The organism is Streptomyces sp. NBC_01198 (assembly GCF_036010485.1).
GTDB lineage: Bacteria > Actinomycetota > Actinomycetes > Streptomycetales > Streptomycetaceae > Actinacidiphila.
On the sequence record NZ_CP108568.1, the window covers coordinates 881,840 to 906,606 of the forward strand.

19 protein-coding genes and 1 pseudogene are annotated in these 24,767 nt (G+C 71.6%); 10 read left to right on the plus strand and 10 right to left on the minus strand.

Translation table 11 applies throughout. From position 1 onward, the window contains the following. Positions 1-50: 50 nt before the first annotated feature. The 5 genes from OG702_RS03965 to OG702_RS03985 all read right to left on the minus strand — a co-directional run bounded on the left by OG702_RS03965 (position 51) and on the right by OG702_RS03985 (position 7,942). Complete coding sequence (locus OG702_RS03965) at positions 51-2,756, minus strand: hypothetical protein (protein WP_327287475.1); 2,706 nt, start codon at positions 2,754-2,756, stop codon at positions 51-53. 437 nt (positions 2,757-3,193) lie between these two features. Then, positions 3,194-3,397, minus strand: coding sequence for a hypothetical protein (locus tag OG702_RS03970; protein WP_327287476.1), 204 nt, complete (start codon positions 3,395-3,397; stop codon positions 3,194-3,196). Positions 3,398-3,454: 57 nt separating this feature from the next. Continuing rightward, entirely contained in the window at positions 3,455-5,305 is a 1,851-nt protein-coding gene (locus OG702_RS03975) for a bifunctional metallophosphatase/5'-nucleotidase (protein ID WP_327287477.1), read from the minus strand. 193 nt (positions 5,306-5,498) lie between these two features. Beyond that, the gene (locus OG702_RS03980) at positions 5,499-6,374 is read right to left on the minus strand and encodes a helix-turn-helix domain-containing protein (protein WP_327287478.1); all 876 of its coding nucleotides are present in this window, start codon (positions 6,372-6,374) and stop codon (positions 5,499-5,501) included. 212 nt (positions 6,375-6,586) lie between these two features. Further along, the gene (locus OG702_RS03985) at positions 6,587-7,942 is read right to left on the minus strand and encodes a hypothetical protein (RefSeq protein WP_327287479.1); all 1,356 of its coding nucleotides are present in this window, start codon (positions 7,940-7,942) and stop codon (positions 6,587-6,589) included. Positions 7,943-8,119: 177 nt separating this feature from the next. Here OG702_RS03985 and OG702_RS03990 point away from each other — a divergent pair, with 177 nt between their 5' ends. Continuing rightward, entirely contained in the window at positions 8,120-8,557 is a 438-nt protein-coding gene (locus tag OG702_RS03990; protein ID WP_327287480.1) for a VOC family protein, read from the plus strand. A gap of 86 nt (positions 8,558-8,643) precedes the next feature. Here the strand turns inward: OG702_RS03990 and OG702_RS03995 are convergent, their stop codons facing one another. Continuing rightward, a complete protein-coding gene (locus OG702_RS03995; RefSeq protein WP_327287481.1) occupies positions 8,644-10,146 on the minus strand; it encodes an MFS transporter in 1,503 nt (500 codons plus the stop codon). 155 nt (positions 10,147-10,301) lie between these two features. On the opposite strand from OG702_RS03995, the gene OG702_RS04000 reads away from it, so the two are divergent. After that, positions 10,302-10,949, plus strand: coding sequence for a TetR/AcrR family transcriptional regulator (locus tag OG702_RS04000; protein WP_327293074.1), 648 nt, complete (start codon positions 10,302-10,304; stop codon positions 10,947-10,949). 60 nt (positions 10,950-11,009) lie between these two features. Here OG702_RS04000 and OG702_RS04005 read toward each other — a convergent pair whose 3' ends face one another. Beyond that, positions 11,010-12,110 carry an NADH:flavin oxidoreductase/NADH oxidase gene (locus tag OG702_RS04005; RefSeq protein WP_327287482.1) on the minus strand — a complete coding sequence of 367 codons (1,101 nt, stop codon included), beginning with the start codon at positions 12,108-12,110 and terminating at the stop codon, positions 11,010-11,012. 334 nt (positions 12,111-12,444) lie between these two features. On the opposite strand from OG702_RS04005, the gene OG702_RS04010 reads away from it, so the two are divergent. Then, on the plus strand, positions 12,445-13,260 hold the full coding sequence (locus OG702_RS04010) for an enoyl-CoA hydratase/isomerase family protein (protein WP_327287483.1): 816 nt from the start codon (positions 12,445-12,447) through the stop codon (positions 13,258-13,260). A gap of 179 nt (positions 13,261-13,439) precedes the next feature. On the opposite strand, the gene gap is transcribed toward OG702_RS04010, so the two are convergent. After that, a complete protein-coding gene (gene gap / locus OG702_RS04015; protein ID WP_327287484.1) occupies positions 13,440-14,435 on the minus strand; it encodes a type I glyceraldehyde-3-phosphate dehydrogenase in 996 nt (331 codons plus the stop codon). 581 nt (positions 14,436-15,016) lie between these two features. Between gap and OG702_RS04020 the strand changes: the two genes are divergently transcribed. The 3 genes from OG702_RS04020 to OG702_RS04030 all read left to right on the plus strand — a co-directional run bounded on the left by OG702_RS04020 (position 15,017) and on the right by OG702_RS04030 (position 18,194). After that, positions 15,017-16,327, plus strand: coding sequence for a DUF1996 domain-containing protein (locus OG702_RS04020; protein ID WP_327287485.1), 1,311 nt, complete (start codon positions 15,017-15,019; stop codon positions 16,325-16,327). A 150-nt stretch (positions 16,328-16,477) separates the two neighbouring features. After that, positions 16,478-17,065 carry a DUF305 domain-containing protein gene (locus OG702_RS04025; RefSeq protein ID WP_327287486.1) on the plus strand — a complete coding sequence of 196 codons (588 nt, stop codon included), beginning with the start codon at positions 16,478-16,480 and terminating at the stop codon, positions 17,063-17,065. 205 nt (positions 17,066-17,270) lie between these two features. After that, positions 17,271-18,194, plus strand: a complete 924-nt coding sequence (locus OG702_RS04030) for a ketopantoate reductase family protein (protein ID WP_327287487.1) — start codon at positions 17,271-17,273, stop codon at positions 18,192-18,194. A gap of 7 nt (positions 18,195-18,201) precedes the next feature. Here the strand turns inward: OG702_RS04030 and OG702_RS04035 are convergent, their stop codons facing one another. Next, on the minus strand, positions 18,202-18,741 hold the full coding sequence (locus OG702_RS04035; RefSeq protein WP_327287488.1) for a hypothetical protein: 540 nt from the start codon (positions 18,739-18,741) through the stop codon (positions 18,202-18,204). Positions 18,742-18,986: 245 nt separating this feature from the next. Between OG702_RS04035 and OG702_RS04040 the strand changes: the two genes are divergently transcribed. Beyond that, the gene (locus OG702_RS04040) at positions 18,987-19,325 is read left to right on the plus strand and encodes a YciI family protein (RefSeq protein ID WP_327287489.1); all 339 of its coding nucleotides are present in this window, start codon (positions 18,987-18,989) and stop codon (positions 19,323-19,325) included. Positions 19,326-19,405: 80 nt separating this feature from the next. Here OG702_RS04040 and OG702_RS04045 read toward each other — a convergent pair whose 3' ends face one another. Beyond that, positions 19,406-20,341, minus strand: a complete 936-nt coding sequence (locus OG702_RS04045) for a LysR family transcriptional regulator (RefSeq protein WP_327287490.1) — start codon at positions 20,339-20,341, stop codon at positions 19,406-19,408. A gap of 139 nt (positions 20,342-20,480) precedes the next feature. On the opposite strand from OG702_RS04045, the pseudogene OG702_RS04050 reads away from it, so the two are divergent. From OG702_RS04050 to OG702_RS04060, 3 genes and pseudogenes are all read left to right on the plus strand, one after another. Next, positions 20,481-21,610 (plus strand): annotated as a pseudogene (locus OG702_RS04050) (MFS transporter). Between the two features lie 219 nt (positions 21,611-21,829). Next, the gene (locus OG702_RS04055; RefSeq protein WP_327287491.1) at positions 21,830-23,920 is read left to right on the plus strand and encodes a SpoIIE family protein phosphatase; all 2,091 of its coding nucleotides are present in this window, start codon (positions 21,830-21,832) and stop codon (positions 23,918-23,920) included. 88 nt (positions 23,921-24,008) lie between these two features. Next, on the plus strand, positions 24,009-24,683 hold the full coding sequence (locus tag OG702_RS04060; RefSeq protein WP_327287492.1) for a formylglycine-generating enzyme family protein: 675 nt from the start codon (positions 24,009-24,011) through the stop codon (positions 24,681-24,683). The last annotated feature ends 84 nt before the right edge of the window (positions 24,684-24,767 follow it).

A 24,767-nucleotide genomic window follows, 5' to 3' on the forward strand; every position in this document is an offset into this window, starting at 1 on the left:
CGCCGCTGGTGGACCGTCGCCCGGCACCCCGCTGCCGGGCGACGACCGCGCTACGAGATGTTGCCCAGCACGTGCATCAGGGCTGCGGCGTAGTAACCCGCTCCGTTGTCGTTCGGGTGGTAGGACTCGATGCTGCTCGGGGCCGTCACCGACCACTGGGGATCGGATGCGACGTCACTGGACGGTGTCTTGGTGAAGCCGTGCAGACCCGGACTGCCGTCGCACAGCAGATGGCCCGAGAACTCGGCCGTGGGCGCCCAGAAGACCGCCTTCCCAGCGGTGTTCGACTGGGCGACCGCCGTCTGCAGATCGCTGTTCATGTACGCGCCCCAGGCCGCGATCTGGTCGGTGTCACCGGCCGGGTCGGCGCACTCGACGGCCGAGGTGTCGAACAGCAGTGGATAGCCGAGCAGTGCGATCCGGGCGTTCGGCGCGAGCTGGTGCACGCGCTCCAGCAGTTCGGTGCGCAGGGTGGCGTACTTGAGCGTCTCCTGACCGCAGGTGTTGACGCAGTCCGGCTTCCAGGTGGTGTTCGCCCGGTGCCACCAGTGCGGCGGGTCGCAGGTCGCGTCGTGCTGCCCGTTGGTCTCGCAGGTGGGCGGGGAGCTGACGCTGCAGGCGTTGCCGGCCTGCGTGCAGAAGGTGGCCAGCGGCGGCTTGACGTTCTGCCGGTTGAGGTCACCGGTGCCCGGTGAACCCCCCGGCCACCACGCCGGGGAGAAGCCCGCGCTGGAGAAGCCGGCCGCGCCGGGGGCGTCCTGGGTGCCGTCGGAGGAGTAGGAGCGCGTGGTGTCGATGGACCAGGCGGCGAAGCCCAGCACGCGCTCCTGGTACGGCCAGTCCTGCGGGTGCGCGGCGTCGGAGTTCGCAGCCGCGTCGAGGGTGGTGTCCAGGAAGGCCAGCCGGGTCGACTTGTAGATCGGGTTCGCCGGATTGCCGTACCAGCCGAGGCCCCAGTTGCCCGACGCGTCGGAGCCGGGGGTGTTGTAGCCCTCGTTGTAGTTCCAGACCGCGGCGAACCAGTTCTCGATCTTCGAGGCGCTGTCGTCGTTGATCGTCATCTTCTGGCCGGCCGCGTGGAGTTCGTTCCACTTGCCGGCCAGCATCTGGGCGGCCTTGGCGATGTTGAAGGTGTAGTCGAGGGCGATGTCCTTCTGCTGGGCGGCCGGCAGCGCGGGCACGGAGCCCTTGGGGTGCGAGGCCAGCCGCATGCCGTCGGTGATCTGGCCGACGCCGTAACCGCAGTCGGAGTTCTCCCAGTTGATCACCCAGTAGCCCAGGCCGAGATCGCTGCCCGCCGGGTGGCCGTAGTAGCCGTTGGTCGACGCCAGCGGGTTGCCGGTCTGGCCGGGGATGACACCGCCCTCCGCCTGCCACAGGTTGGACTCCCGGGCGAGGACGCCGAGCAGCACCGCCGCCGGGATGCGACCACCACCGGTGAGCGGCGGCAGCGCGACGGTGCCCTGCGGGTTGGCGGTGCCGATGCCCTCGGTGGTGCGCCGGCCGCCCTGGGTGACCCAGGTGGACGTCAGGTCACCGCGGATGGCCATGTCGACGGCCCACTCGACCTGGTTCGGGGTCGGCTGCAGCGCCTGCTGGTGCGGGTCGTTGCGGGTGATGGAGCAGTAGCGGTCCGGGGCCGTCGTGTCGCCCGACGGCGATGTGACGACGTTCGGGGACGCGGAGCCGGCGGCCGCCTTGGCCGTCGCGCTCTGAGGAGCCGCCAGCGACGGCGACACCGCGTTGCCCTGCGCGGCGGCCTGGTCGCCGGTCGCGCCTGCCGCGGCGTCGAAGGTGACGGCGTGGCCGGTCGCGGTGACCTGGGCCTGCACCCTCACCCGGCCGGCCGCGTCCGCCGCCGGTGGGCTGCCCGGGTCGGCCAGCTGCGCGTCGACGGCGGCCGTGGCCGCCGAGGTGACGGCCAGCGCCCCGCGGGTGGAGACGTCCGCCGAGGCCTGCGCCGTCACCTTCCTCACGTGCGCCGGCAGGGCCGCGGTCGAGGTGGGCCTGCCGGACAGGAAGACCTGCCCGCCGGCGCCCTCGGTCAGGCCGAGCGACGACAGGCCGCCGGTGGCGAGCACGCCGACCTTGCCGCCGTGGATCCTCTTGGCGTGCTGGCTCTTCGCGGTCTGGTCGAGGAAGACGACGACGCCGTCCGCGTCCGGGTGCATGCCGTACGGCACGTAGTCGGTGGTGGCCAGCGTGGTGGTCGCGCCCGACGCGGCGATCCGCACCACCCGGTGGTCCAGCGCGCCGACCAGCCCGCCGGCGGTCGGGGTCGCCGAGGTGACCTCGCCCTGCACGGTGGCGACGGCCGTGGGCCTGCCCTGCGCCGAGATGCTGACCAGCTTGGTCTGGTCGTCCTTGATCTGGGTGACCACGGCGGTGTGGGTCACCGTGTCGCAGGACGGGTCGAAGTACGCGAGCGACGCGGTCACCGGGAGCTTGGTGGCGGCGCCGGTGTCCAGGTCCACCACGGCGGTGAACGCGCCGCGCTCCATCAGCTCTTCCTTGTTGGTGAACGCGCGCGGCGCGTAGACCACGACCGCGTGCGACCGGTCGGTGAGGCAGTAGTTGCCCACCCACAGGTCGGCGTTCATCCCGGGTTCCGCGAGGGTGGTGACGCTCTTCCACGCGTAGGCGGCGGAGCTGTCCGCGGTCATCACGTGCAGCCCGTCGGCGTCCGAGGCCAGCGTGACGGCACGGTCGTCCGAGGTCCGGCAGCCCTTGGCCAGCGACGCGTCGGGGTTCGTCACCCGGTCGGCATGGGCCCCGCCGGCGCCGACGGCAGTGCCGGCGGGGAACGGTCCCGGTCTGTCCCGGGGGTGCGGGCTGCGCGGACGCGCCCTGGAGGCCGAGCGCCACGAGCGAGACCGCGGCGCCCAATATCGTCAGCGAACGGCGGAGACGTCTTCTGCTGTTTCCCGGCATGCCAGTTCCTTCGGTCGAAATGCTATGGACCGAGCCTTTTCCCAGATGACATGCCGAAGATCTCCGCCGTCTTCAACCGGCACCGCCTCAACTGCTCAAGCCAGCTCAGGCAGTGCGAGGCTAGCAAAGGCCGCCGGAAAGGAGTAGGGGAAGAAAGAGCCCAATCAGGCGCCGAAAGAAGGCGCCCCGGAAATCCGGCTGTCCGGAATCCGGAATTCTCACATACGGACCCCACGATTCCCCTGGATACGGAGGGGGATATTCAGAAGCCGGCGGGGAAGAAGGAGGAATTCCTGGAGGCCGCGATCGCCCAGACGATCCCGAGCACCGCGATCGCCGCGAGCCCCCACAGCAGCCAGAACGCGCACGGCGACCGCGCCGGCCCGCGCCCGGCAGGGCGACGGGCCGAGCGCGAGCACCAGGCGGCGACGCCGGCCGCGGCGGCCACCAGCACGATCAGTCCCATGCGTTCACGGTGCCCGCACGCCGCCCGGACGACAACGGGACCGCCGGGGCCGGCACCTCAGGCCTGCTGCGCGGGCGTCGCCCTGCCCAGCGGCGGCGGGGTGACGGTCTTCCTGGTGCGCAGGTAGCGGACGAAGCCCTCGTGGTCGAGGGAGTGGCGGACCGGGTCGGTGTACCTGGTCAGCGCGTCATAGCCGTCGTAGGCGAGCATCGTGTAGGCGTTGGTCGCCAGCCGGTAACTGCCGTCCAGGTCGAGCGGCTTCCCCTTGATGGTGACCGTCGCCGGGTCGACGCGGGAACCCACCGGCTTCGAGGTGTCGTAGACGTAGCGGACCTCGTCGGACACCGCCAGCGGGTAGAAGCCCACGCTGCCGCCGGCGGTGGTCTGCCACTGCTCCTCGAGCGCCTCGTGGATGGTCGCGCCGGTGTAGGTCGCGGACATGTTGGGGCTGTCGAAGCCGTACGCCTTCCATGCCTCGCCGAAGAGGATCACGCCGTCGGTGTCGCCGGCCGCGGTGCCCTTGGCGTAGGGCAGGTCGCCGCCGAGGGCGGAGCGTGCCTTGGGGGGCTTGCTCGGGAAGATGGCGAGGTCGGCGCGGTGCGGAGCGCGGTCGGCGCCCTTCTCGGCGTACTGGGTGGACTCCCAGACCAGGAAGTCGGCGACCAGGTTGCCGAGCGTGGACTCGCCGGAGGGGCCCGCCGCGCGGGTGAGGTCGCCGGTCTGCCGGGCGATGGGGGTGGCGTCCAGTTTGGTGGCGCGGCCGGTCCAGTAGGCCACGATGTCGGCGATCTCGGCGTCCTGGGGGACGTCGCGGGTGACGGCGTGGTTGGTGGACGTCGTCAGCTCCCGGACGATCTTCCCGGTGCGCGCGTCCAGCTTGATGGTGATCTCGTTGATGAGCTGGCCGTAGTAGCCGGCCTCGACGACCGGGCGGGGCACCCCGTTCGGGTCGTTGATCATCATGTTGAAGCGGCAGTGCCAGTGGCCGGTGACGATCACCCCGATGTCGGGGTCGGCCTTGGCCGCCAGGTCGAAGGCGGGCCCGGTGGGGCTGCTGCCGGAGTTGTAGTCGTCGCCCGCGTAACCGCCCTCGTGCATGACGACCACCAGCGCGTGGACGCCGCGCGCCTTGAGCTCGGCGGCGGACCGGTTGGCGCTGTCGATGAGATCGGTGGTCTTCAGGGTGGGCTGGTAGGAGCAGTTGAAGTTCGGGCCCTCGACACAGCCCTCGACGGTGATGTGGATGAAGCCGATGGGCAGCCGGCGCCCGCCGGGGCCCCGCACGTACTCGATGTTCCAGGACGGCAGCAGCTGGCTGCCGTCGGCGCGGTGCACCACGTTGCCGCTGTAGTACGTCCAGTTGGCGCCCTTGAAGCGCCGGCCGGTGGACAGCGGGAAGCTCTCGAAGGGCGCGTCGTAGGGGTAGTGCTTGCCGCGCACCATGTGGTTCATGGTGAAGTCCATGCCCTTGTCCAGCTCGTGGTTGCCCAGCGAGGAGAACTGCAGGCCCATCGCGTTGAGGACCTCGATGGTGGACTCGTTGTTCTGGATGTCGGCGTAGTACGCCCATCCGGAGAAGTTGTCGCCGGCCGAGAAGAAGAGGGAGTTGGAGTGGCTCTCCCTGATCCGCTTGAGGTGGGTGGCGAGATACGCGGCGCCCCCGGTGACGATCGGCGAGCCGCCGGCCGGGTCGGGTATCGTGCCGCCCTCGCTGGGGCCGGGAGGGGCGATGTAGCCGTGCAGGTCGGTGATGTTGACCAGCTGGACGTCGACGTAGCCGTTGGTCGAGAGGGTGTCGGCAGCGGCAGGGGTCGCGCGGGCTGCGGTGCCGACGGCGGCGGTGACAGCGGCCGCGGTCCCGGCGGCGAGAACCGAGCGGCGCCGGACGGTCTGGGTTTGCGGATGCACGGGTCTCCCCCATGGTCGACAAGGCTGACGAGGCGGCAGCGACGCGCTGACACGCGGGAAGGCTATGCAGGCGCCGACAGGGGCGGCCATGCAGTCATGAGCCGGAGTTTTGCCGGAAGCTGCTACCGGCGGGAAGGTTCGGCCGCACGTCGCTGACCGTTGGGAACCCGGTCGTCCCGCCGTCGGTGCCTGATCATCTGCCGGGCCGGTCCCGCCCGTTGCCGGCCCGGTAGGCCGTGGGCGGCACGCCGAAGCGCCGCCGGAACTGGCGGCTGAAGTAGTAGGGCGACGCGAAGCCGACCTCGGCGCCGATCCGGCCGACCGGCAGTCCGGTGGTCTCCAGCAGGGTCGCGGCGCGCCGCAGCCGGGCCGCCAGCACCACGTTGCCGATGGAGTCGCCGGTCTCGGCGCGGAAGAGGTGGGCGAGCCGGGACGGTGAGAGCGCGACCCCGCGGGCCAACTGGTCGACGCGGAGGGGTGCCGCGGGGTCCGCGGCGATCTGGTCGAGCACCTGGCGCACCCGCGGGTCCTGCCCGGGCTCGGCGCGGGACTCGTGCTCGACGGCGGCCATCAGCAGCAGTTCCTCGATGCCGTTGAGGGCGAGTTCGGTGGCGTAGGCACCGTGCCGGGGACCGCGGGAGACCGGTACGCGGCCCTGCGGGGCGTCGACGGTGGCGTACATGGCGTTGCGGTGCACACGCGCGAAGGCCGCGTCCGCGTGGCGCAGCCCGTGCTCCTGCCCCAGCCGGGCGACGCTGAGGCCGGGGGCGAACTCGGGCAACCGCAGCCAGTCGAACCAGCTGTGCCGGGGCTGGAAGTGGGTCCACCAATAGCCCCAGGGACCGTCCCCGCAGGCTCGGTAGTGCTGGGGCGTCCCCGGGGTGATGACGACCAGGTCGCCGGGGCCGGTGGTCAGGCGGCGGTCACCGGCGAAGTATTCGGCGCTCCCGGAGACGGTGAGGCTGACCATCCAGTTCCGCGCGCCGCGGTCGCGGTAGACGACGTTGCCCGGGTGCTCCTCGAAGCGGCCGGCCGACAGCAGGTCCGCCTCCGGTATCTCGGTCCACACGACCGTGCCGCCTCCTCTCGCCGATCGCCCGACCAGCACCCTGTGCGACTCCCCGCGCGGGGTGCCCGTACTCCCGTGCCCGGGCACGGCGCCAGGCCGGCCCGCCGGTCCCGGTGGGCGTCGGGGACAAGGTACCCGGCGCCCGGCCCGCGTTCCGCCGATCGATGGGGCGTGATCAGCTCGTGCGGCCGGGCTCCCGGGTCCCGTCCGGATCAGACGATGGTGGTGTAGATCTGCCAGCCGCCGCCGACCAGGGTGCGCGTGTTGAGCACGCTGTAGTTCGTCGTGCCGGTGTAGAGCCACAGCTTGCCGGCGCCGTCGCGGGCGATCACGTCACCGCGGTAGTCGAAGTTCGCGTCGCCCGCGCTGGTGATGACGTCGTAGATCTGCCAGCCGCCGCCGACCCGCACCCGTGGTGCGTACGGCTGGCTGTCGGTGCCCCGGGAGCCGTCGTACTTCCACAGCACGCCGGAGGTGTCCCGTCCCATCACCCCGGACGCCTCCTGCCCCAGCCCGCCGTTGCCGACGTGGGCCAGCAGGTTGTAGATGTTCCAGCCGTGGCCGGCCAGGACGCGCCGCTCGAAGGGGCGTGCGGCGTCACCGGTGTTGGCGTACGACCACAGGTGGCCGGCGGAGTCGCGTGCCACCAGGACGGATCTGTACGCGTGCTGACCGCCGGAGGTGATCGCCGTGTACTGCCCCCAGCCGCCACCCACGCGGACCCGGGGGGCGAACGGCCGTGCCGGGTCGCCGGTACCCTGGTAGTACCAGAGGACGCCGGAGCGGTCGCGGGCGACCAGGTCGCCCCAGCCGGACGCGCTGGTGGGCTGGACCTTGGTGATCAGGTCGTAGACCTGCCAGCCGCCGCCGATCCTGATCCGGGGCTGGAAGGGCGCGGTCGCGTTCGCGGTCCCGCGATACTGCCAGAGCACACCGGCCTTGTCGACCGCGTAGACCGCGGTCTCCTCGCCGCGGGTCGCCACCCGATGGAAGTGCATCGACAGCGGGCCGGTGGCCAGCGCGGTGCCGGTCGCCGACGTCACGTCGACGGCGGCGGTGATGTCCTGGTCCTCAGGGAGGAAGTTCTCGTTGACGGTGACCTTCACGTCGTAGTGCACCGTCGGCGCGGCCGCGACGGTCGGCAGGTCGAGCAGGATCTCGCCGACGCCGGGCTCGTCGTGTCCCGGCGTGTGCCACTCGCAGGGCGTGAAGGTCCCCCCGTTCGCCGAGCACAACGCGGTGCCGAGCGCACCGGTGATCCGCCAGGGGTCGTATCCGCCGGGCGGGAACTGGCTGTCCGACATGTCGAGCTGCGCGTGCACCTCACCGCTGGCGCTGTCCGGCAGCGTCGCGTCGAAGTGCAGTTCCGCGGGTTGGCTCGACCCGTTGACCAGCGTCGGAACCCCGCCGGTCTGTACGACGGTGCCGCTGGCGCCCGCGCCGGCCGCCGCGGCCGGGAACGCCCCGGCCAGCGGCAGGAGCGCCGCGGCCACGGCCGCCGTCATCGCCGAGCCGAGTATGTGCCGTGTGCCGGGTGTGCTGCTGTGGTGCGAAGTTCGTGCCTTCACGTATGTCCTCCCACGAGCCGGTGTGCCGATTGGACGCCCCCGGGCCGCATTCGGTTGTAGGGAAGCAGGCATTCCGCCCTGACGGGCAGAAATATGCCTGATGTCCTTCCCATTGGCCGCGCGCGGGATCAATATCGATCCGGGAACCGATCGGCCCGGCTCGCTAGCATGCACCGCATGCCCATCAAACTTGAGAACGTCGGCATCGCCGTTCGGGACCTCGAAGCAGCGATCTCCTTTTTCACCGACCTCGGCCTGACGGTCCTCGGCCGTGACACGGTCAGCGGTGAATGGACCGACACCGCCGTCGGCCTTGACGGCAATCACGCCAACATCGCGATGCTCCAGACACCGGACGGTCACGGCCGCCTTGAGCTCTTCGAGTACATCCACCCCGAGGCGATCGAGTCGGAGCCCACACGTCCCAACGACATCGGCATGCATCGCGTCGCCTTCTCGGTCGACGACATCGACGAGGCCCTTGAGGTGGCGGCACGACACGGATGCCGTCCGCTGCGCGGTGTGGCGACCTACGAGGACATCTACAAGCTCACGTACCTGCGAGGTCCCAGCGGAATCCTGGTGATGCTCGCCGAGGAGTTGAACAAGAGCTGAAGAAGAACTGACGGCCCGGTCGGGCCGGTTCACCTCGCCCTCTTCTCCAGGCGGCCGGTCGGTCGTGCGCTGGACGAACGCCGCGGTCAGGCGGCCTGTTCGGCAGCGGGTTCCTTGGCAGCGGGCTCTTCCGCGGCGGGTTCCTCGACGCTGTGGGAGTCGGTGAGGCTCAGCGCGCCGCCCGCCGCGATCAGCCCGACGACGACGGCGAGCACGGCGTAGGTGATCCGCTCGCCGTGGAAGAACGACGCGACGAGGTGGCTGCTCCAGGTGCCCGCCGGGAGCCGGGTGGTGACCAGCGCGGCGATCAGGGTGCCGACCACCGCGGTACCGATGCTGGAACCGACCTCCTGGGCGGTGTCGTTGAGGGCCGCGCCGATGGAGGTGCGGTTGCCCGGCATCGCGTCGACGAGTGCGACCGCGCAGATCGTCATCACGGTGCGCAGTCCCACGGTCATGAGCACCATGCAGACGGCGATGGCGGCGTAACCGTGGTCGACGCCCCAGGAGAGTCCGGCCAGCGAACCGGCCAGGCAGGCGGCGCCCACCAGGCAGGCGACGCGGTGGCCGAACCGGCGCGCGAGCCATTCGGACAGCGGGGTCGCGGCGAGCATGGTCACGATGATGGGCAGGTTGGCAAGCCCGGCCCGCACCGGGCTCCATCCGTAGGCGTACTGGAAGTGCAGGATCAACCCGAACATCACGCTGGCCATCGCGATGGACGTGCCGATCTGCGCGATGGCGGCGCCGCGGATGGTGCCGTTGGAGAAGAGGCCCAGATCCAGCATGGGTGCCGAGCTGCGGCGCTCGTGCCGGACGAACGCCGTGCCGGCCACGATGGCCCCCACGATCGAGGCGAGGGTGATCGCGGAGAGCCAGCCGTGGCCGACGCCGCTGGTCAGCGAGTAGCAGGCGAGCCCGATGGCGCTGACGCTCAGGACCGCGCCCGGCAGGTCGAGCGCGTCCTTGGTGAGGTCCTCCGGCCGGTCGGCGGGGACACCGAGGCGGACGCCGAGACACGCGAGCGCCGCGATGGGGGCGTTGACGACGAGCAGCCACTCCCACCGGACGTGGGCCAGCGCGGTGCCGCCGAGCAGCGGCCCGAGGACGAAGCCGGACATGCCGACGATGATCATCACCGTCATGGCGCGCATCCGCAGGGCCTTGTCGTCGAACAGCCGGAAGACCAGCGAGTTCGTGATCGGGGCCATCGCCGCTGCGGCGATGCCGAGTGCGGCCCGCAGGGCGATCAGCTCGCCGGCTGTGGTGACGAGGATGACGCACAGGCTCAGCGAGCCGAAGACGGCGAGTCCGACCAGCAGTACCCGGCGGCGGCCGAGCCGGTCGGCCATCGACCCGGCCGTGAGCAGCAGGCCGCCGAAGGTCAGCGAGTAGGCCCCGGTGACCCACTGCAGCGCGGTCGTCCCGCTGCCGAGGTCGCGGCCGATCGTGGGCAGCGCGATCGACAGCAGCGTGTTGTCGACCATCTCGACGAAGAAGGCCAGGCAGAGGGCAGCCAGCGGAATCCAGGCCGCGCGCAGGGACGGATAGGTGCGTGACGAGCTGGGAGGCATGGCGGTGGTAGTCATGACAGTCCTCTGATCGAACGGCGTACGACTATCGAACAACGTACGATGCGTTACGATAGAACAACGTTCGATGCTGTGCAAGACGCGAGGGGATGTGAGCCATGGCACGCCTGCAGAACCGTTCGAGCGAGGGACGCCGACGGGCTTCGCACTCGATGGAGTCCGTGCTCTCCGAGTCGGTGGCCCTGCTCGACGAGGCCGGGGCGCCTGCGCTGACGTTCCGGGCGCTGGCGCAGCGCCTGGGCGGCGGCGTCGCCAGCATCTACTGGTACGTCGCGAACAAGGACGAACTGCTGGACCGGGCCACGGACCACGTGATCGGCACGGTGCTGGCCGACATCGAGCGGCTTCCGGGCAGCGACGACCCGATCGACGACCTTCGCGGCATGGCCGTGACGCTGTTCGACGCGATCGTGGACCGGCCCTGGCTGGGCGCCTACTTCATGCGCAACACCGACATCCAGAGCAACTCCCTGCGCCTGTACGAGAGGCTCGGCCGGCAGACCCTGCGCCTCGACCTCAGCGCGCGCCAGCGGTTCCACGCCGTGTCCGCGATCGTGGGGGTCGTCGTCGGCTCGGCCATCGACATGGGCCAGGAACCGCCCCAGGAGATCCTGGACGGCGCCGTGGATCGCGACCAGTACCTCGGCCGCTACGCCCAGGCCTGGCGGGCCCTCGATCCCGAGGACTTCCCGTTCGTGCACGAGATCGTCGACGAGTTCGACGGCCACGACGACGTCGACCAGTTCCGCTCCGCGCTGGAGCTGACCCTGGCGGGCCTGCGCCTGCAGGCCGGAGCCTGAGCCGGGTCACGTCCGCGCCGCCGCGGCAGGTGCAGCGCGGACTGGTGACCCGGCTGGGGGCTAGGAGCGGTGATAGGGCTGCGGCACGTACGGCTGAGCGCCGAGCTCCTGTGCCGCGTGGCGCGCCCAGTACGGGTCACGCAGGAGTTGCCTGGCCAGCAGCACCGCGTCGGCACGGCCGGAGGCCACGATCTCCTCGGCCTGGGCCGGTTCGGTGATCAGGCCGACGGCCGCGACGGGCATGCCGGCCTCCTCGCGCACGCGCTCGGCGAACGGGACCTGGAAACCGGGGCCCGCCGGGATGCGGGCATCCGGGACGAGGCCGCCGGTGGAGACGTCCATCAGGTCCACCCCGCGGGCCTGCAACTCCTTGGCGAAGGCCACGCTCTCATCCGCGGTCCACCCCTCGCGGTCGTCGTCCGCGTTCTCGCTGAGCCAGTCCGTGGCCGAGATCCGGAAGAAGACCGGCAGGTCCTGCGGCCACACCTCGCGGACGGCCTCGACGACCTCCAGCGGGAAGCGGACGCGGTTCTCGAAGGAGCCGCCGTAGGCGTCGGTGCGGCGGTTGGTGTCCGGAGAGAGGAACTCGTGGAGCAGATAGCCGTGCGCGCCGTGGATCTCCGCCACCTCGAACCCGGCGGCGAGCGCCCGGCGGGCCGCGTCGGCGAACTCCCCGACGATCCGGCCGATGCCGTCCTCGGTCAGTTCCACCGGCACGGTCGACGCCGGGCCGAACGGGACGGCGCTCGGGCCGACGGGTGTCCATCCGAGTGGCTCACCGGGCCCGATCGGCACGCCGCGGTCCGCCCAGGGCCGCTCGGTGGATGCCTTGCGGCCGGCGTGGGCGAGCTGGATACCGGCGACGGCGCCCTGCTCCTTGAGGAACGCGGTCACCCGCTTGAAGGCGTCGACCTGCGTGTCGTTCCAGATACCGAGGTCGTAGGGGGTGATCCGGCCCTCGGGGCTGACCGCCGTGGCCTCGGTGAGGATCAGTCCCGTGCCGCCTGCCGCGCGGGCGGCGAGGTGGGTGAAGTGCCAGTCGTTCGCGGTACCTGTGCCCGCCCCGGTGGGCGCGGCACTGTACTGGCACATGGAAGCCATCCACACGCGGTTGCGGATGACCAGCGACCGCAGGGTGTATGGCTCGAACAGCTGGGACATGCGGAGTCTCCGGAGTTGTCGCGGTGCCGGACGGGTCGGGGTGCCCCTCTCCCGCAGGAGAGCGACACCCGAGGCAACAATACTTGCATGAGCGGGTATATTCCCGCGCATCAATACTCGCGGCACGCGACCCGTGGGGTCCCCGGCGGTTGCGGCAACCGAACGGTGGCGAGCTTACGTAGTCGTCCCCCCGTTGGCCGAGTGCGACCCGGCACCGCGAGCAGTCCGCGCCGGCAGGTATGCCCGGGCATGTCGGCGGATCGGAGCGGTCGGCCGGCGCGTCCGGCGCGATTCCCGGACTGCGTCCAGCCGACCGAATGGTTACGTTCGCGGCATGGCACAGGTCAAGGTCACCAAACCGTCACCGTCCCTCTGGCGTGTCAGCTTCGACAATCCGCCGGTCAACCTCGTCGGCTCGCAGATGGTCCTGGAACTGCGTTCGCTCGTGGAGGCAGCCGAGGCGGACCCCGACGTCACGGTCATCGTGTTCGAGAGCGCGAACCCGGACTACTTCCTCGCGCACTGGGACCTCGCCGACGACGGGGCACCGCAGGAGGCCCTGCCCGCCGGGCCCACCGGGCAGCACCCCTTCGTCGACGCGCTGATCCGGATCAGCAGGCTCCCGGTCGTGACCGTCAGCGCGATCCGCGGCCGGGCGCGGGGCGCGGGAAGCGAGTTCGTCCTCGCGACGGACGTGCGCTTCGCCAGCAGGGAGAAGGCCGTTCTCGGCCAGTTCGAGATGACCACCGGCGTGGGCCCGGGCGCCGGCGCCCCCGCGCGGCTGCCGCGGCTGGTCGGCCGGGGACGCGCGATCGAGATCCTGGCGGGCGCGGAGGACTTCGGCGGGGACCTCGCCGAGCGCTACGGCTACGTCAACCGTGCCGTCCCTGACGCCGAGTTCGAGGACTTCGTCACGGCGTTCGCGCAGCGGGTCGCCCGCTTCGACCGCCGCGGCGTCGAAGAACTCAAGCAATGGGTGAATCCGCTGACGCTTCCGGACGACGAGGAGTTCCCGCCACAGCTGAGGGCTTTCTTCGAGGCGGTGCAGCGGCCCGAGGTCATGGCACGCGTCCGCTGGCTCTTCGAGCAGGGCCTGCAGCAGGCCGGCCCCACCGAGGAACGGCTCGGCGAAGTCATCGCCCCGGAGTAGCCGAAGGGCGCGCCGGGGTGGCCGGGGCTACCCGCCTGGCGGCACGTCCCCGAGGCCGGCGGGTCGGGGACGGCTTCCGTTCGACCCGTCCGGCTCGTTCGGCTCGTTCGGCTCGTTCGGCTCGTTCGGCTCGTTCGGCTCGTTCAAGCTCTCCGCTCTTTCAAGCTCGTTCGGCTCGTTCAGCCCGCGAGCAGTTCGAGGGTGTCGACCACGCGGTTGCAGAAGCCCCATTCGTTGTCGTACCAGGAGACCACCTTGACGTGCCGACCGTGGACACGGGTGAGGGCGGAGTCGAAGATCGACGAGGCGGGGTTGCCGGTGATGTCGGAGGACACCAGGGCGTCCTCGGAGTATTCGAGGACGCCGGCCAGCGGGCCTTCGGCGGCGGCGCGGTAGGCGGCGAGGACGTCATCGCGCGTCACCTCGCGGGTGACGGTGGCGTTGAGCTCGACGATCGAGCCGACGGCGACCGGGACGCGGAGGGCGTCGCCCGAGAGCTTGCCGTCGAGGCCGGGAAGGACGAGGCCGATGGCCTTCGCGGCGCCAGTGGTGGTGGGCACGATGTTCGCCGCGGCGGCGCGGGCGCGGCGGGGGTCGCGGTGCGGGCCGTCCTGGAGGTTCTGCTCCTGGGTGTAGGCGTGCACCGTGGTCATGAAGGCCTGTTCGATCCCGGCGAGGTCGTCCAGGACCTTGGCCAGCGGCGCGAGCGCGTTCGTGGTGCAGGAGGCGTTGGAGACGATCTTGTGCGCGGCCGGGTCGTACACCTCGGTGTTCACTCCGTACGCGACCGTGGCGTCGGCGCCACTGGAGGGGGCGCTGACCTGGACCTTCTTCGCGCCTGCGGTGAGGTGGGCGCCGGCGGCCTCCGCGGAGGTGAAGCGGCCGCTGGACTCCAGGACGATGTCGACGTCCAGGTCGGCCCACGGCAGCCGCGCCGGGTCGCGCTCGGCGAACACCCTGATGCGGTGACCGTCGACCACCAGGTAGTCCCCGTCGACCGACACCGGCCGCCCCAGTCGCCCGGCGGTGGTGTCGAAGGCCAGTAGCCGGGCCAGCGTCGCGGGATCGGCCAGATCGTTGACGGCGACGACTTCCAGATCACTCCCGCGTGCGAGCAGGGCCCGCAGCGCGTTGCGGCCGATGCGGCCGAATCCGTTGATGGCGATACGCGTCATGGCACGAGTCCTCTCGATGTCCCCCGGCGCGGTGCGGCACCGGCCCGGGCCGCCGTGTTCCGGTCACCGGCACGGCACGGCCCGTTCCAGCCCGCCCAGGCTTTGTCGCTCCGCCGCCGTGCACGCCGAACGCCCGCCGGGAATCCTGTTGTCGTCTGTCCCCGCCCGGCAGCCGGGCGGAGCGGTGCAGAGCAGGAGGGGCGGGAGAGTCGGCCGGCGCAGGCGTCAAGCCCGCGACCTCGTGGAGCCCAGGTGGGACCGGACCGGTCGGCCCGACGACCCCGCTCTGACGCGTACCCGCCGGTCCGCAGCGCGGACCGGGAGTCACACGGTCGCACGCTCCAGCCTCACCCCGTGGGGAGGCGACGGCAACCGGGGGACCACCGGCCGATCCGGGGTCGCCCGGGGCCGTGGCCGACCCTCTGGCGCGAACCCTCCCCATGCCCGCAACCGCCCGCCCAGGGTTTTGGCAGTTCTATTGACGAGACCTGGACATCCCTTTACCTTCCAACTCTGAGAGCGCTCTCTTCTGATCGGCCACCCCCACCAGGACGACAAGTCCTTCCCCCACAAGGAGAGTTGTGATCACGCGCACCCCTACCCGCCGCCATGGGCGCCCCGCGCGCCGATGGCGGAGCCTGCTCATCGGCTTCGCCTTGACCGGCCTCACCGCGTCCACCCTCTACGTCAGCTCGACGGCCGCGCAGGCCGCACCCACGCTGCTCTCCCAGGGCCACACGGCCACCTCCTCGACGACCGAGAACGGCGGCACCCCCGCCTCCTCGGCCGTCGACGGCAACCTCGGTACGCGGTGGTCGAGCGCCGCCGCCGACGGCCAGTGGCTGCAGGTCGACCTGGGCGCCACCGCCACGGTGAGCCGGGTCGTGCTCAACTGGGAGACCGCCTACGCCAGGGGCTTCCAGATCCAGACCTCGGCCAACGGCACGAGCTGGACCACCATCCAGACCACGGCCAACGGCACCGGCGGCAACCAGACGCTCGACGTCTCCGGCAGCGGACGGTACGTCCGGCTGCTGGCCACCCAGCGCGCCACCCAATGGGGCGTCTCGCTCTGGGAGTTCCAGGTGTTCGGCGAAGGCGGGGCCAGCACCCCGCCGACCATCCCGCCCGGCGCCGTCAGAGTGGCCGAATTCCTGGCCGAGTGCCCGTACACCCACCGGCTGCCCGACGATCCCATCGTGCTGCCGAACCTGCCGGGCGCCTCGCACATGCACAGCTTCTTCGGCAACGATTCGACCAATGCCGCTTCCACGCTCAGCAGCCTGGAAGTCTCGGGCGGCTCGTGCAATCCGACGGTCGACATCTCGTCGTACTGGGTACCGACCCTGTACGCGGACAATGTCGCCGTCGAGCCCACCGGCACGACCTTCTACTACCTCGGTGAAGGCGTCCGCGACGATGTGATCGCGCGGATCCAGCCCTTCCCTCGGGGCCTGCGGATCGTGGCGGGCAACGCCAAGGCGACCGGTGTCAACGACAACACCATCGCGCGCTGGTCCTGCCTGCACGCCAACGAGGCCGGAGCGTCGCACGACTTCGTCAACTGCCCGGCCGGCACCATGCTGGAGTCCTACCTCGACTTCCCGCAGTGCTGGAACGGCCGTGACCTGGACTCCGCCGACCACAAGAGCCACATGGCGTATCCGGTGAACGGCGACTGCCCGGCCACCCACCCGGTGCCGGTGCCCAAGCTGCGCCAGGTGCTGCGCTACCCGGTCAACGGGGACCCCTCGCGGTTCCGGCTCGCTTCGGGCGGCGGCTACACCATGCACGGCGACTTCTTCAACGTGTGGCCGGAGGCCGAGCTGGCGCGCCGGGTGCACGACTGCATCAACCCGATCGTCAAGTGCGGGGCCGACGGTCACCCCTGACCTGACGGCGCCGCCCCCGGCGGGAACGGGCTCGGCTCCCGGTCCCGTTCCCGCCGGTCCACCCCCTCCACGCTCCTGCCGCCGTGCGCACCACCGTGCGGGCACCCCGCTCGGGAGGCACGGGAAGCACACCCCCTTGGAGTGCAGCAGATGAGAGCCCCCAGCGTCGCCGCCGCCCTGCTTGCCGCGACCCTCGTCGCGGGATGTTCCGCCGAGGCCGCCTCCGTACCGGCCCCGCAGGGCGCCACCTCCGCCGTGCCCTCCGCAACGGGTACGGGGGGCGCCCGGCAGCTCGACCCGACCGATCTGGCCTGGGCCCAGTTGCTCAAGCCGATGGACGAGCAGGTCATGGCCATGGTCCAGCTGGCCCCGAGCCATGCCGCGGCCCCCGCCGTCCGACAACTGGCGCAGCGGATCTCCCCTGACGTCGCCGCCGAACTCGCCTCGCTGGACGGCCTGTTGCGGAGTGCCGGGCAGGATCCCGCCGTCAACGTCCATGAAGGCCACCACATGCCCGGGATGATGACCGTCGACGAGCTCACGTCGCTGGGCGAGAGCCAGGGGGCCGCCTTCGACCGGCTCTTCCTGCGACGGCTGCGCGACCACGGGGAGCAGGCCGCCCGGCTCGCCGCTCTGGAGGGCCAGGCGGGCAGCGACCCGGCGAGCCGGGCGCTGGCCCGGACGATCGCCGCGGCCCGAGCCGGGCAACTGGCCGCGCTCACCAAGGCGGGTGGCTGACCGCGGGGTGCCGGCACCTGCGGCGGTCGCCGCGGGAGGCGAAGAGAATCAGGACGCCGGAAATCGCGGGGCCATCCGCCGGCATGTGAGGCGCCGTGCAGCCGGCGTGCCCGCTGCACGTTCTACGGTGGGGACAAAGCGGTCCCCCTTGCGACGCATCCGGTCCGCTCCGTTTCTCGACTCCGTTTCTCGACGAAGGAGCGTCATGAAGACCGTGGTGGTCGGCGCAGGCGCCGTAGGTGGTTATGTTGGCGGCCGGCTGGTGCAGGCGGGCCGCGAGGCCGACTTCCTCGTCCGTCCGGGACGCGCCGCGCAACTGCGCGAGCAGGGCCTGCGCATCCTCGACGGCACGCAGGCCGAGGTGGTCGACGTCAGCTGCGTCACGGCCGCGGAGCTGACCGGGCCGTACGACCTCGTGCTGCTCTGCGTCAAACCCGACGCGCTGGCCGCGGCCATGGCCGACGTCGCGCCCGCCGTCGGAAGCGAGACGGTGCTGGTCCCGTTCCTCAACGGGATGAAGCATGTCGACATGCTCACGGAGCGGTTCGGCGCCGCGGTCCTCGGGGGCGTGCTCAAGGTCGTGACGCAACTCGAACCGGACGGCAGCATCCGCCAGTTCGCGCCGGGCGGCCGGATCCAGATCGGCGAGCTCGACGGCACCGCCTCCGATCGCGTACACGCGGTGACGAGGACGCTGTCCATCCCGGGCTTCAGCGTCGGCGTGCCCGACACGATCATCGACGCAATGTGGTCCAAGTGGGTGATGATCGCAACGGTCGGCGCCGTCACCTCACTGGCCCGGGGGACGATCGGTGAGGTGGCGGCCCTCGAAGGCGGCACCGGCTTCGCCGTGGGGACCTTCGAGGAAGCGGCCTCGGTCGCGGCGGCGGCGGGACATCCGCTGGGCGCGGACGACCAGGCAGCCGTCCGGGCACTGGTGACCGCCGCCGGTGCTCCGACCACCTCGTCGCTGTCGCGGGAACTGGTCGCCGGCCGGGCGACCGAAGTGGAGAACGTCCTGGGAGACCTGCTCAACCGCGCCCGCACCTTCGGCCTCTCGCTCCCCCGCCTGGAAGCCGCGGCCCTCACGCTGCGAGCTCAGAACGCCCGGTTGGCCGCGGCGAGCTGACGATGTGTCAGTAGGCCTGAAGAGCGACGGGCTGCCCGGAGGACGTGATCGGGCGCGGGTTCGGCAGGGGTTGACCTGCGGAGGTGCCGGGGGTGTCGATCGCCCACCAGATGCGCGCGTCGGGCAGGTGGTGTCCGGCGGGCAGCACGACGGCGGGGACGGTCCGGTGCGTGGCCACCTCGACCCGGGACGCCTGCGGCGGCACCGGCCCGAAGCGGATGGCGCCCGCACCCTCGGGAAGGCCGGGCACGTTGCCGGCGAACCAGAAGCTGTTGTCCGGCTCCTTCTTCGTGGGGGCGCTGAACGTGCAGGCGCCGCTCCCCGACGCCCCCGGCGCGTCCTGGGGTCCCCCTGGTCCGTCGACCGCCAGGCACAGGCCTTGGCCGGTCTCCCATGCGTCCAGCTGCCACCGCACTCCGTGAGTGGTCTGCCGCATCAGCGTGACGTGGTCGTGGCCGTCGTCGTTGCTGTCGTCCGGGTGGGACGAACAGGCGGACAGCGCCAGCAGGATGGCGGCAGTGCCTGTTGCGAGAGCTGTGCGTCCCATCGTTCCCCCTGTCGCGGTGGCCGGTACGAGCCCGCCTCCGGTGATCGAAGGGAAACACGTCCCGGTCACTCCACCGGTTCCGGCCCGCGCGCACTTCGGCCTGCCGCCGCGCCAAGTCGGGCAGCGGGGCAGGGGTGTTGCCGCCGTCCACCCTCTCGCCGCATCGACCCGGCAATCGGGGGAAGATCCGTTCCGCTCGGAGGTGTTGGTCGTAGGCTGAGGCGGCCGGAACCAGGGAGGCACGTATGCCACGGTATCTGATCTCGTTCGACGACGGCACGATGGTCGTTCCCGATGGGGAGTTGCCGGAGGTCGGCGAGGCCGCGCACGAGGTGGTGCGGGCGGCTCAGGACGCTGCCGTGTGGGTCTTCGGCGGCGGACTGGAAAGGCAGCAGGCGAGCGTCGTGGCCACCGACGGGACGGTCACCGACGGCCCGTTCCCGGAGACCAAGGCGGTCCTCGGCGGCTTCTCGGTCGTCGACGTGCCCTCACGCGAGGACGCGCTGAAGTGGGCCGCCAGGTTCGCCGCCGCGTGCCGCTGCCCCCAGGAGGTCCGGGAGATCATGCCCGACCCGGCCGTCTGACCGCGGACAGCCCCGGGCCGCCGCGCCCCGTTCACGAGCGACGACCGCCGACGGGCCAAGGGCCGCACGTCCCCGCCCGCTCAGCGCGGGATCGCCCAGGCCGGCGCCCATGCCCCGGTGGCGTCCTGGCCGGCGGTGGCCGCGGCGAGGTGCGCGTGCAGGGTGGTCAGCGCCGGGTGGGGGTTGTCGCGGTGGGTCAGGAGCGAGTGCGGGTAGACGGGCGTCGGGTCGGTCACCGGGATGCGGCGCAGGCCGTGCCCGGCGGGCCAGACGAGGCGGGTGGGCTCGCCCATGAAGGTGGCAAGCGCCGGGGTGTCGGCGATGGTGTCGAGGAGTGCGTCGGTGCCGAAGTTGGGGCCGGTCGCCTCGATGGTGAGGCCGAACTCGGCGACGAGGTCGTCGTAGTAGGCGCCCCACTCGGTGCCGGGAACGATGCCCGGCATCCAGATCCGGTGCCCGGCGAGCTGGGCGAGGGACACCGATCGGGCGCCGGCCAGGGCGTGGGCGGGGCCGGTGAGGAGCTGGAGCGGTTCGTCGAGCACCCGGACGGCGGCGATGTCGTCCGGCAGCGGCCGGCCGGGGGCCGTGACGGCGCGGAAGGACGCGTCGACCGCACCGGAGCGGATGGCGGCGACGGCCGTCTCGATGTCGAACAGCATCACCACGTCGAGTTCGATGTCGGGGTGGGTGCGGTGGAAGCCGCGCATCAGGCCCGACTGCGCGCTGCGCGAGGCGATGATGTCGACCCGCAGGGGCCGGTGGCCGCTCCACACCGAGGCGATCCCGCGCTCGGCCACCCGCAGCAGTTCGCGCGCGTGGGGCAGGAACGCCTGTCCGTCGATGGTGAGTTCAGCGCCGCGCGGGGTGCGGGTGAACAGCCGCGGCCCGAGGGTGCGCTCCAGCGTGGCGATGCGTTTGGACACGCCCTGCTGGGTGATCGACAGGTCGGTGGCGGCCTCCTGGAACCGGCCCGCCTCCGCGACGGTGACGAAGGTGCGTACTGCTTCGAGGTCCACGCCGGCCACCTTAGTGAACAACCAAGGGTTGTGAACGGCCGGCAGATCGGTTGTTTGACCTGCTGTTGCGCTGCCCGCTTGGCACTCCCCGGTCAACGTCGGTTTGTTCGGGTGGGACGGCACGAGGAGCGCGCTGAGCATGAGGGGCAGGAGACCGCTGGGCCGGCAGTTCGGCTGGCTGTGGACGGCGTATGCGATCAGCGCGTACGGGTCCGGGCTGGGGTTCGGGGCGTTGCCGCTGATCGCCGTCCTGGTGCTGCATACCGGCCCCGCGCAGGTGTCCGCGCTGTCCGCGGTGGGCCCGGCGGTAGGGGCGCTGATCGCGGTGCCGCTCGCGCCGTGGGTGGAGTTCCGCCCCAAGCGCCCGGTCATGATCGCGATGGACCTGACCCGGTTCGCCGTCATGGCGACGATCCCGGTCGCCTACGCCGTCGGCCGGCTCGGCTTCGTCCACCTGCTGGTGGTCTCCGCCGTGGTCGCCGCCGCCAAGATCGCCTTCAACGCCGCCAGCGGCGCCTACCTCAAGGCCCTCGTCCGCAAAGAGGACCTGCTCGTGGCCAACGCCCGGTCCGAGTCGACGAACTGGAGCTCCATCGCGATCGGGCCACCGCTGGGCGGGGCGGCGATCGGCCTGCTCGGCCCGGTCACCACCGTGGTCGCCGACGCGCTCAGCGACCTGCTCTCCGCACTGGCCATCACTGCCGTACGCGGCCGGGAGGAAGCACCGCGGAAGACCGGGAGCAGCCCGCTCCGGGCAGGCGCCCTGCTCGACGGCTGGCAGCACATCCTCGGCGATACGGCCTCGCCTTCGCCGTCCCCTGCCTCGGCGGCCTCATCGGCTCCCGGCTGGCCGCCCGTGTCGCGGCCCGCCACGGCCGGCAGGCGGTCTTCCGGACCGTTGGCACCCTGCGCGCCGTCTGGCTGATCGGCCTGGCCTTCACCCGTCCCGGCGTCATCGGTCTCGTCACCGTGATGGCCGTCGAGCTCGCGATCATCATCAACATGAGCCTGTACAGCCCGGTGCTCGCCACCTACCGGCTCGAACACACCCCCAGGCATCTCATCGCCCGCACCCTGTCCGCCTGGTCCATCGGCCAGCAGGCCTCCATCGCCCTCCTCACCGCCCTCGCCGGACTGCTCGCCGACCTCACCACCACACGCACCGCCCTCACCGTCACGGGACTGCCCATCCTCACCAGCCCCCTGCTGCTCCCCCGACGCGACCGGACGGAGCAGCACGAACCGGAACCTGCCCACAGCCACTCATGACCGACCGCGCCTGACCGCCGCCGTCCCGGTCGCCGCACGTCAGGGCGGAGCCGATCGGTTCCGCGTACCAGGAGTAGTGGGGCGCATGCGGAACGTGGCCACCACTCCGTCACCCTGCGATGCGCGGCGAGTCGCACCGCTCTCGTACGGTTGAAGAAGCGGAATGGTCGGCTCCGACGAGGTCGGCCGGCGCTGAGACGTGGCCACGGAGGTATCGCGATGGCACACAGGCTTGGAGCTGGTACGGGGCAGGCGTCCGTCGACTTCACGGCGAGCGCCTCCGATGTCGCCGCCCCCGCTCTGGCCCTGGTCGCCTCGAACGGGACCGTCCTGGCATGGGGCGACGGCTGCCGCCGGCTGCTCGGCTACCGCGCCGAGGAGGTCGTCGGGCGGTCAGTGGAACGGCTCACGCAAGGGCCGGTCGACGCGCTGTCGTGGTCCGCGGCTCCGGGCGCCGTCGGAAATCGCGGCAGCCGGCAGAGCGCCGGCGCCGTGGTGGAGGCCAGGCACCAGGACGGCCGCGTCCTGCCTCTGACCGTGGAGATCGTCGCCGCCGGCGGCACGAACGGTGAGGACTGCTGGTTCGTCGCCGTCACGGGAGCGGCGGGCGGCGCGGAAGCAGGGGACGGCGAGGAGGGGCTCCTCGACCGGTCGCCGCTCGCGGTGGCCGTGTGGGACTCCGACATGCGGCTGATGTGGCTGAACCGCGCCTCCAAGGAGCTGATGGGTCTGCCCACCGAGGGGAACCCCGGAGAGTCGGTGCTCAGGGTCCTGCGCGGCTTCGACCGCACATCCGTCGGGCCGGTGCTGCGGGGGGTACTCGAATCGGGGCAGCCGGTCGGCAACCACGTCGTGCGGTGGGTGTCCCCCGAGGACGGCCGGGAGCTCGTCTTCTCCTCCTCGCTGTTCCCGCTCGCACCGAGGGACGGCACCCTGCCGGGTATGTGCTCGGTCTCCCTGGACATCACCCGCAGCTGGGAGCGGGAGCGCCTTGCGCTGCTCAGCAGGGCGGCCCAGCGCATCGGCACCACTCTCGACGTGCTGACCACCGCGCAGGAACTCGCCGACATGGCCGTCCCCGCCCTCGCGGACTACGTCGCGGTGGACCTGGCCGAGGCAGTGCCCCTGGGTGAGGAACCGCTGGAGCGCATGCACGAGGGAGAGCTCGGCATCCCCGTCTTCCGCCGGGCGGGCATGGCCTCCATCCACGACGGAGTGCCTGAGGCTCCCTACAAGGTGGGCGAAGTGGTGTACGTGGCTCTCGGGTCGCCGTACCTCGCGGCGCTGCGTGAGGGCCGGTCCTATCTCAACCCGATCCTGGAATCAGGGCCGGGGACGTGGCTGGCGCGCGACCCCGTCCGCAGGCGGCGCGTCCGTGAGACGGGCATGCACTCGCTGATGACGATCCCGCTCAAGGCGCGCGGCACCATCCTCGGCCTCGTCTCCTTCGCCCGGAACGAGAACGTCGTCCCCTTCTCCCGGAACGACCTGCTGCTGGCGGAGGAGCTGGCCGTCCAGGCGTCACTGAGCCTGGACAACGCCCGCCGTTACACCCGCGAGCGCACCGCCGCCCTCACCTTGCAGCGCAGCCTCCTGTCGGAGCATCTGTCGGGCGGTGCCGCGGTCGACCTGGCCAGCCGCTACCTGCCGTCCGCACGGTACGAAGGGGTCGGCGGCGACCTGATGGACGCGATCGAGCTGCCCGGCGGCCGGATCGCGCTGGTCATCGGGGACGTCGTCGGACACGGCATCCATGCCGCCGCCAGCATGGGCCGCCTGCGCACGGCGGTCCACACGCTCGCCGTGCTGGACCAGCCCCCCGCCGAACTGCTCGACAACCTCAACAAGGTCGCCGTCCAACTCGCACGGCGGGACACCTGGACGGCCACCGGCTATCCGTCGATAACGGGGGCGAGCTGTCTCTACGCCGTCTACGACCCGGCCGACCGCACGTGCACCCTGGCCCGCGCCGGCCACCCGCCGCCGGTCCTCGTGACCCCCGACGGCCACGCGGCGATCCCCAGCACACCGGTGGGCCCGCCTATCGGGGCCGGCACCAGCCCGTACGAGTCCGTCGAGCTGGAACTCCCCGACGACACGGTGATCGCCCTGTTCACCGACGGACTGGTCGAGACCCGGGAGGACGACATCGACGCCGGACTCGACCGGCTGACCGCCGCAGTCCGGCACCCGCCGGCTGACCTCGACGACCTGTGCACCCGCGTCATCACACGGATGACGGCGCAGGCCCCGCCCGAGGACGACGTGGCACTCCTGGTGGCCCGCACGCACGGGCCTCGGCAGACCTGATCCGCGACCGGCCCACCGTCAGCCGCTGTCCCCCTCGACCCGGTTCGGCCCCGCCGTTCCGGGCCCCTGGGTTCGTTAGGATCACCTGATGACGAACGTGACGGCGGGGAACGGGATGGTCGCCATCCCGGCAGGGCAGGTGACGCTGTCGGACCGGCGGACGCAGCGCAGCTGGACGGTCGAGCTCGCGCCCTACGAGCTCGCGGCAGTGCAGGTCACGCAGGGGCTGTACGCACAGGTCACCGGCCGACGGCCGAGTACCGCCCGAGGGGACCTGCTGCCGGTCGAGTCCGTCTCCTGGTGGGACGCGGCGCGGTTCTGCAACTCCCTGTCCGAGCGCGACGGGTTCACGCCCGCGTACCGCGTGCACGCCGACGACGAAGGCATCGAGTGGGACGCGTCCGCCGACGGGTACCGGCTGCCGACCGAGGCCGAGTGGGAGCACGGCTGCCGCGCCGGTACGGCGGGACCGCGCTACGGGGAGCTCGACGAGATCGCCTGGTACCGCGGCAACTCGCAGGAAAGCATCCACGACGTGGGCGGCAAACGCCCCAACGCGTGGGGGCTCCACGACATGCTCGGCAACGCCTGGGACTGGTGCTGGGACGTCTACGACGCCGAGGTCTACGGCACCTACCGGGTGCTCCGCGGCGGCGGCTGGTTCGACGAGCACTGGAGCTGCCGGGCCTCCGCGCGGCGCCGCAGCCACCCGACCTTCCGGGTCGACGACGTGGGTTTCCGCATCGCGCGTTCCCTCATGTGACGACCGGACGGCGCGGAAAACGGCCATTCCTGCCCGGCTCACCGTGCCTCGGGAAGACCCGCGGTCCCGGCACGACGGCAGGTG

What these genes read in the sequence shown, in the direction of transcription:
- OG702_RS04025 (WP_327287486.1), top strand. Translation starts at nt 16,478, where the DNA reads ATGAGAGCCCCCAGCGTCGCCGCCGCCCTGCTTGCCGCGACCCTCGTC.
- gap (WP_327287484.1), bottom strand. Translation starts at nt 14,435, where the DNA reads ATGACGCGTATCGCCATCAACGGATTCGGCCGCATCGGCCGCAACGCG.
- OG702_RS04040 (WP_327287489.1), top strand. Translation starts at nt 18,987, where the DNA reads ATGCCACGGTATCTGATCTCGTTCGACGACGGCACGATGGTCGTTCCC.
- OG702_RS04030 (WP_327287487.1), top strand. Translation starts at nt 17,271, where the DNA reads ATGAAGACCGTGGTGGTCGGCGCAGGCGCCGTAGGTGGTTATGTTGGC.
- OG702_RS04005 (WP_327287482.1), bottom strand. Translation starts at nt 12,110, where the DNA reads ATGTCCCAGCTGTTCGAGCCATACACCCTGCGGTCGCTGGTCATCCGC.
- OG702_RS03990 (WP_327287480.1), top strand. Translation starts at nt 8,120, where the DNA reads ATGCCCATCAAACTTGAGAACGTCGGCATCGCCGTTCGGGACCTCGAA.
- OG702_RS04055 (WP_327287491.1), top strand. Translation starts at nt 21,830, where the DNA reads ATGGCACACAGGCTTGGAGCTGGTACGGGGCAGGCGTCCGTCGACTTC.
- OG702_RS04010 (WP_327287483.1), top strand. Translation starts at nt 12,445, where the DNA reads ATGGCACAGGTCAAGGTCACCAAACCGTCACCGTCCCTCTGGCGTGTC.
- OG702_RS04000 (WP_327293074.1), top strand. Translation starts at nt 10,302, where the DNA reads ATGGAGTCCGTGCTCTCCGAGTCGGTGGCCCTGCTCGACGAGGCCGGG.
- OG702_RS03970 (WP_327287476.1), bottom strand. Translation starts at nt 3,397, where the DNA reads ATGGGACTGATCGTGCTGGTGGCCGCCGCGGCCGGCGTCGCCGCCTGG.
- OG702_RS04035 (WP_327287488.1), bottom strand. Translation starts at nt 18,741, where the DNA reads ATGGGACGCACAGCTCTCGCAACAGGCACTGCCGCCATCCTGCTGGCG.
- OG702_RS04060 (WP_327287492.1), top strand. Translation starts at nt 24,009, where the DNA reads ATGACGAACGTGACGGCGGGGAACGGGATGGTCGCCATCCCGGCAGGG.
- OG702_RS03995 (WP_327287481.1), bottom strand. Translation starts at nt 10,146, where the DNA reads ATGACTACCACCGCCATGCCTCCCAGCTCGTCACGCACCTATCCGTCC.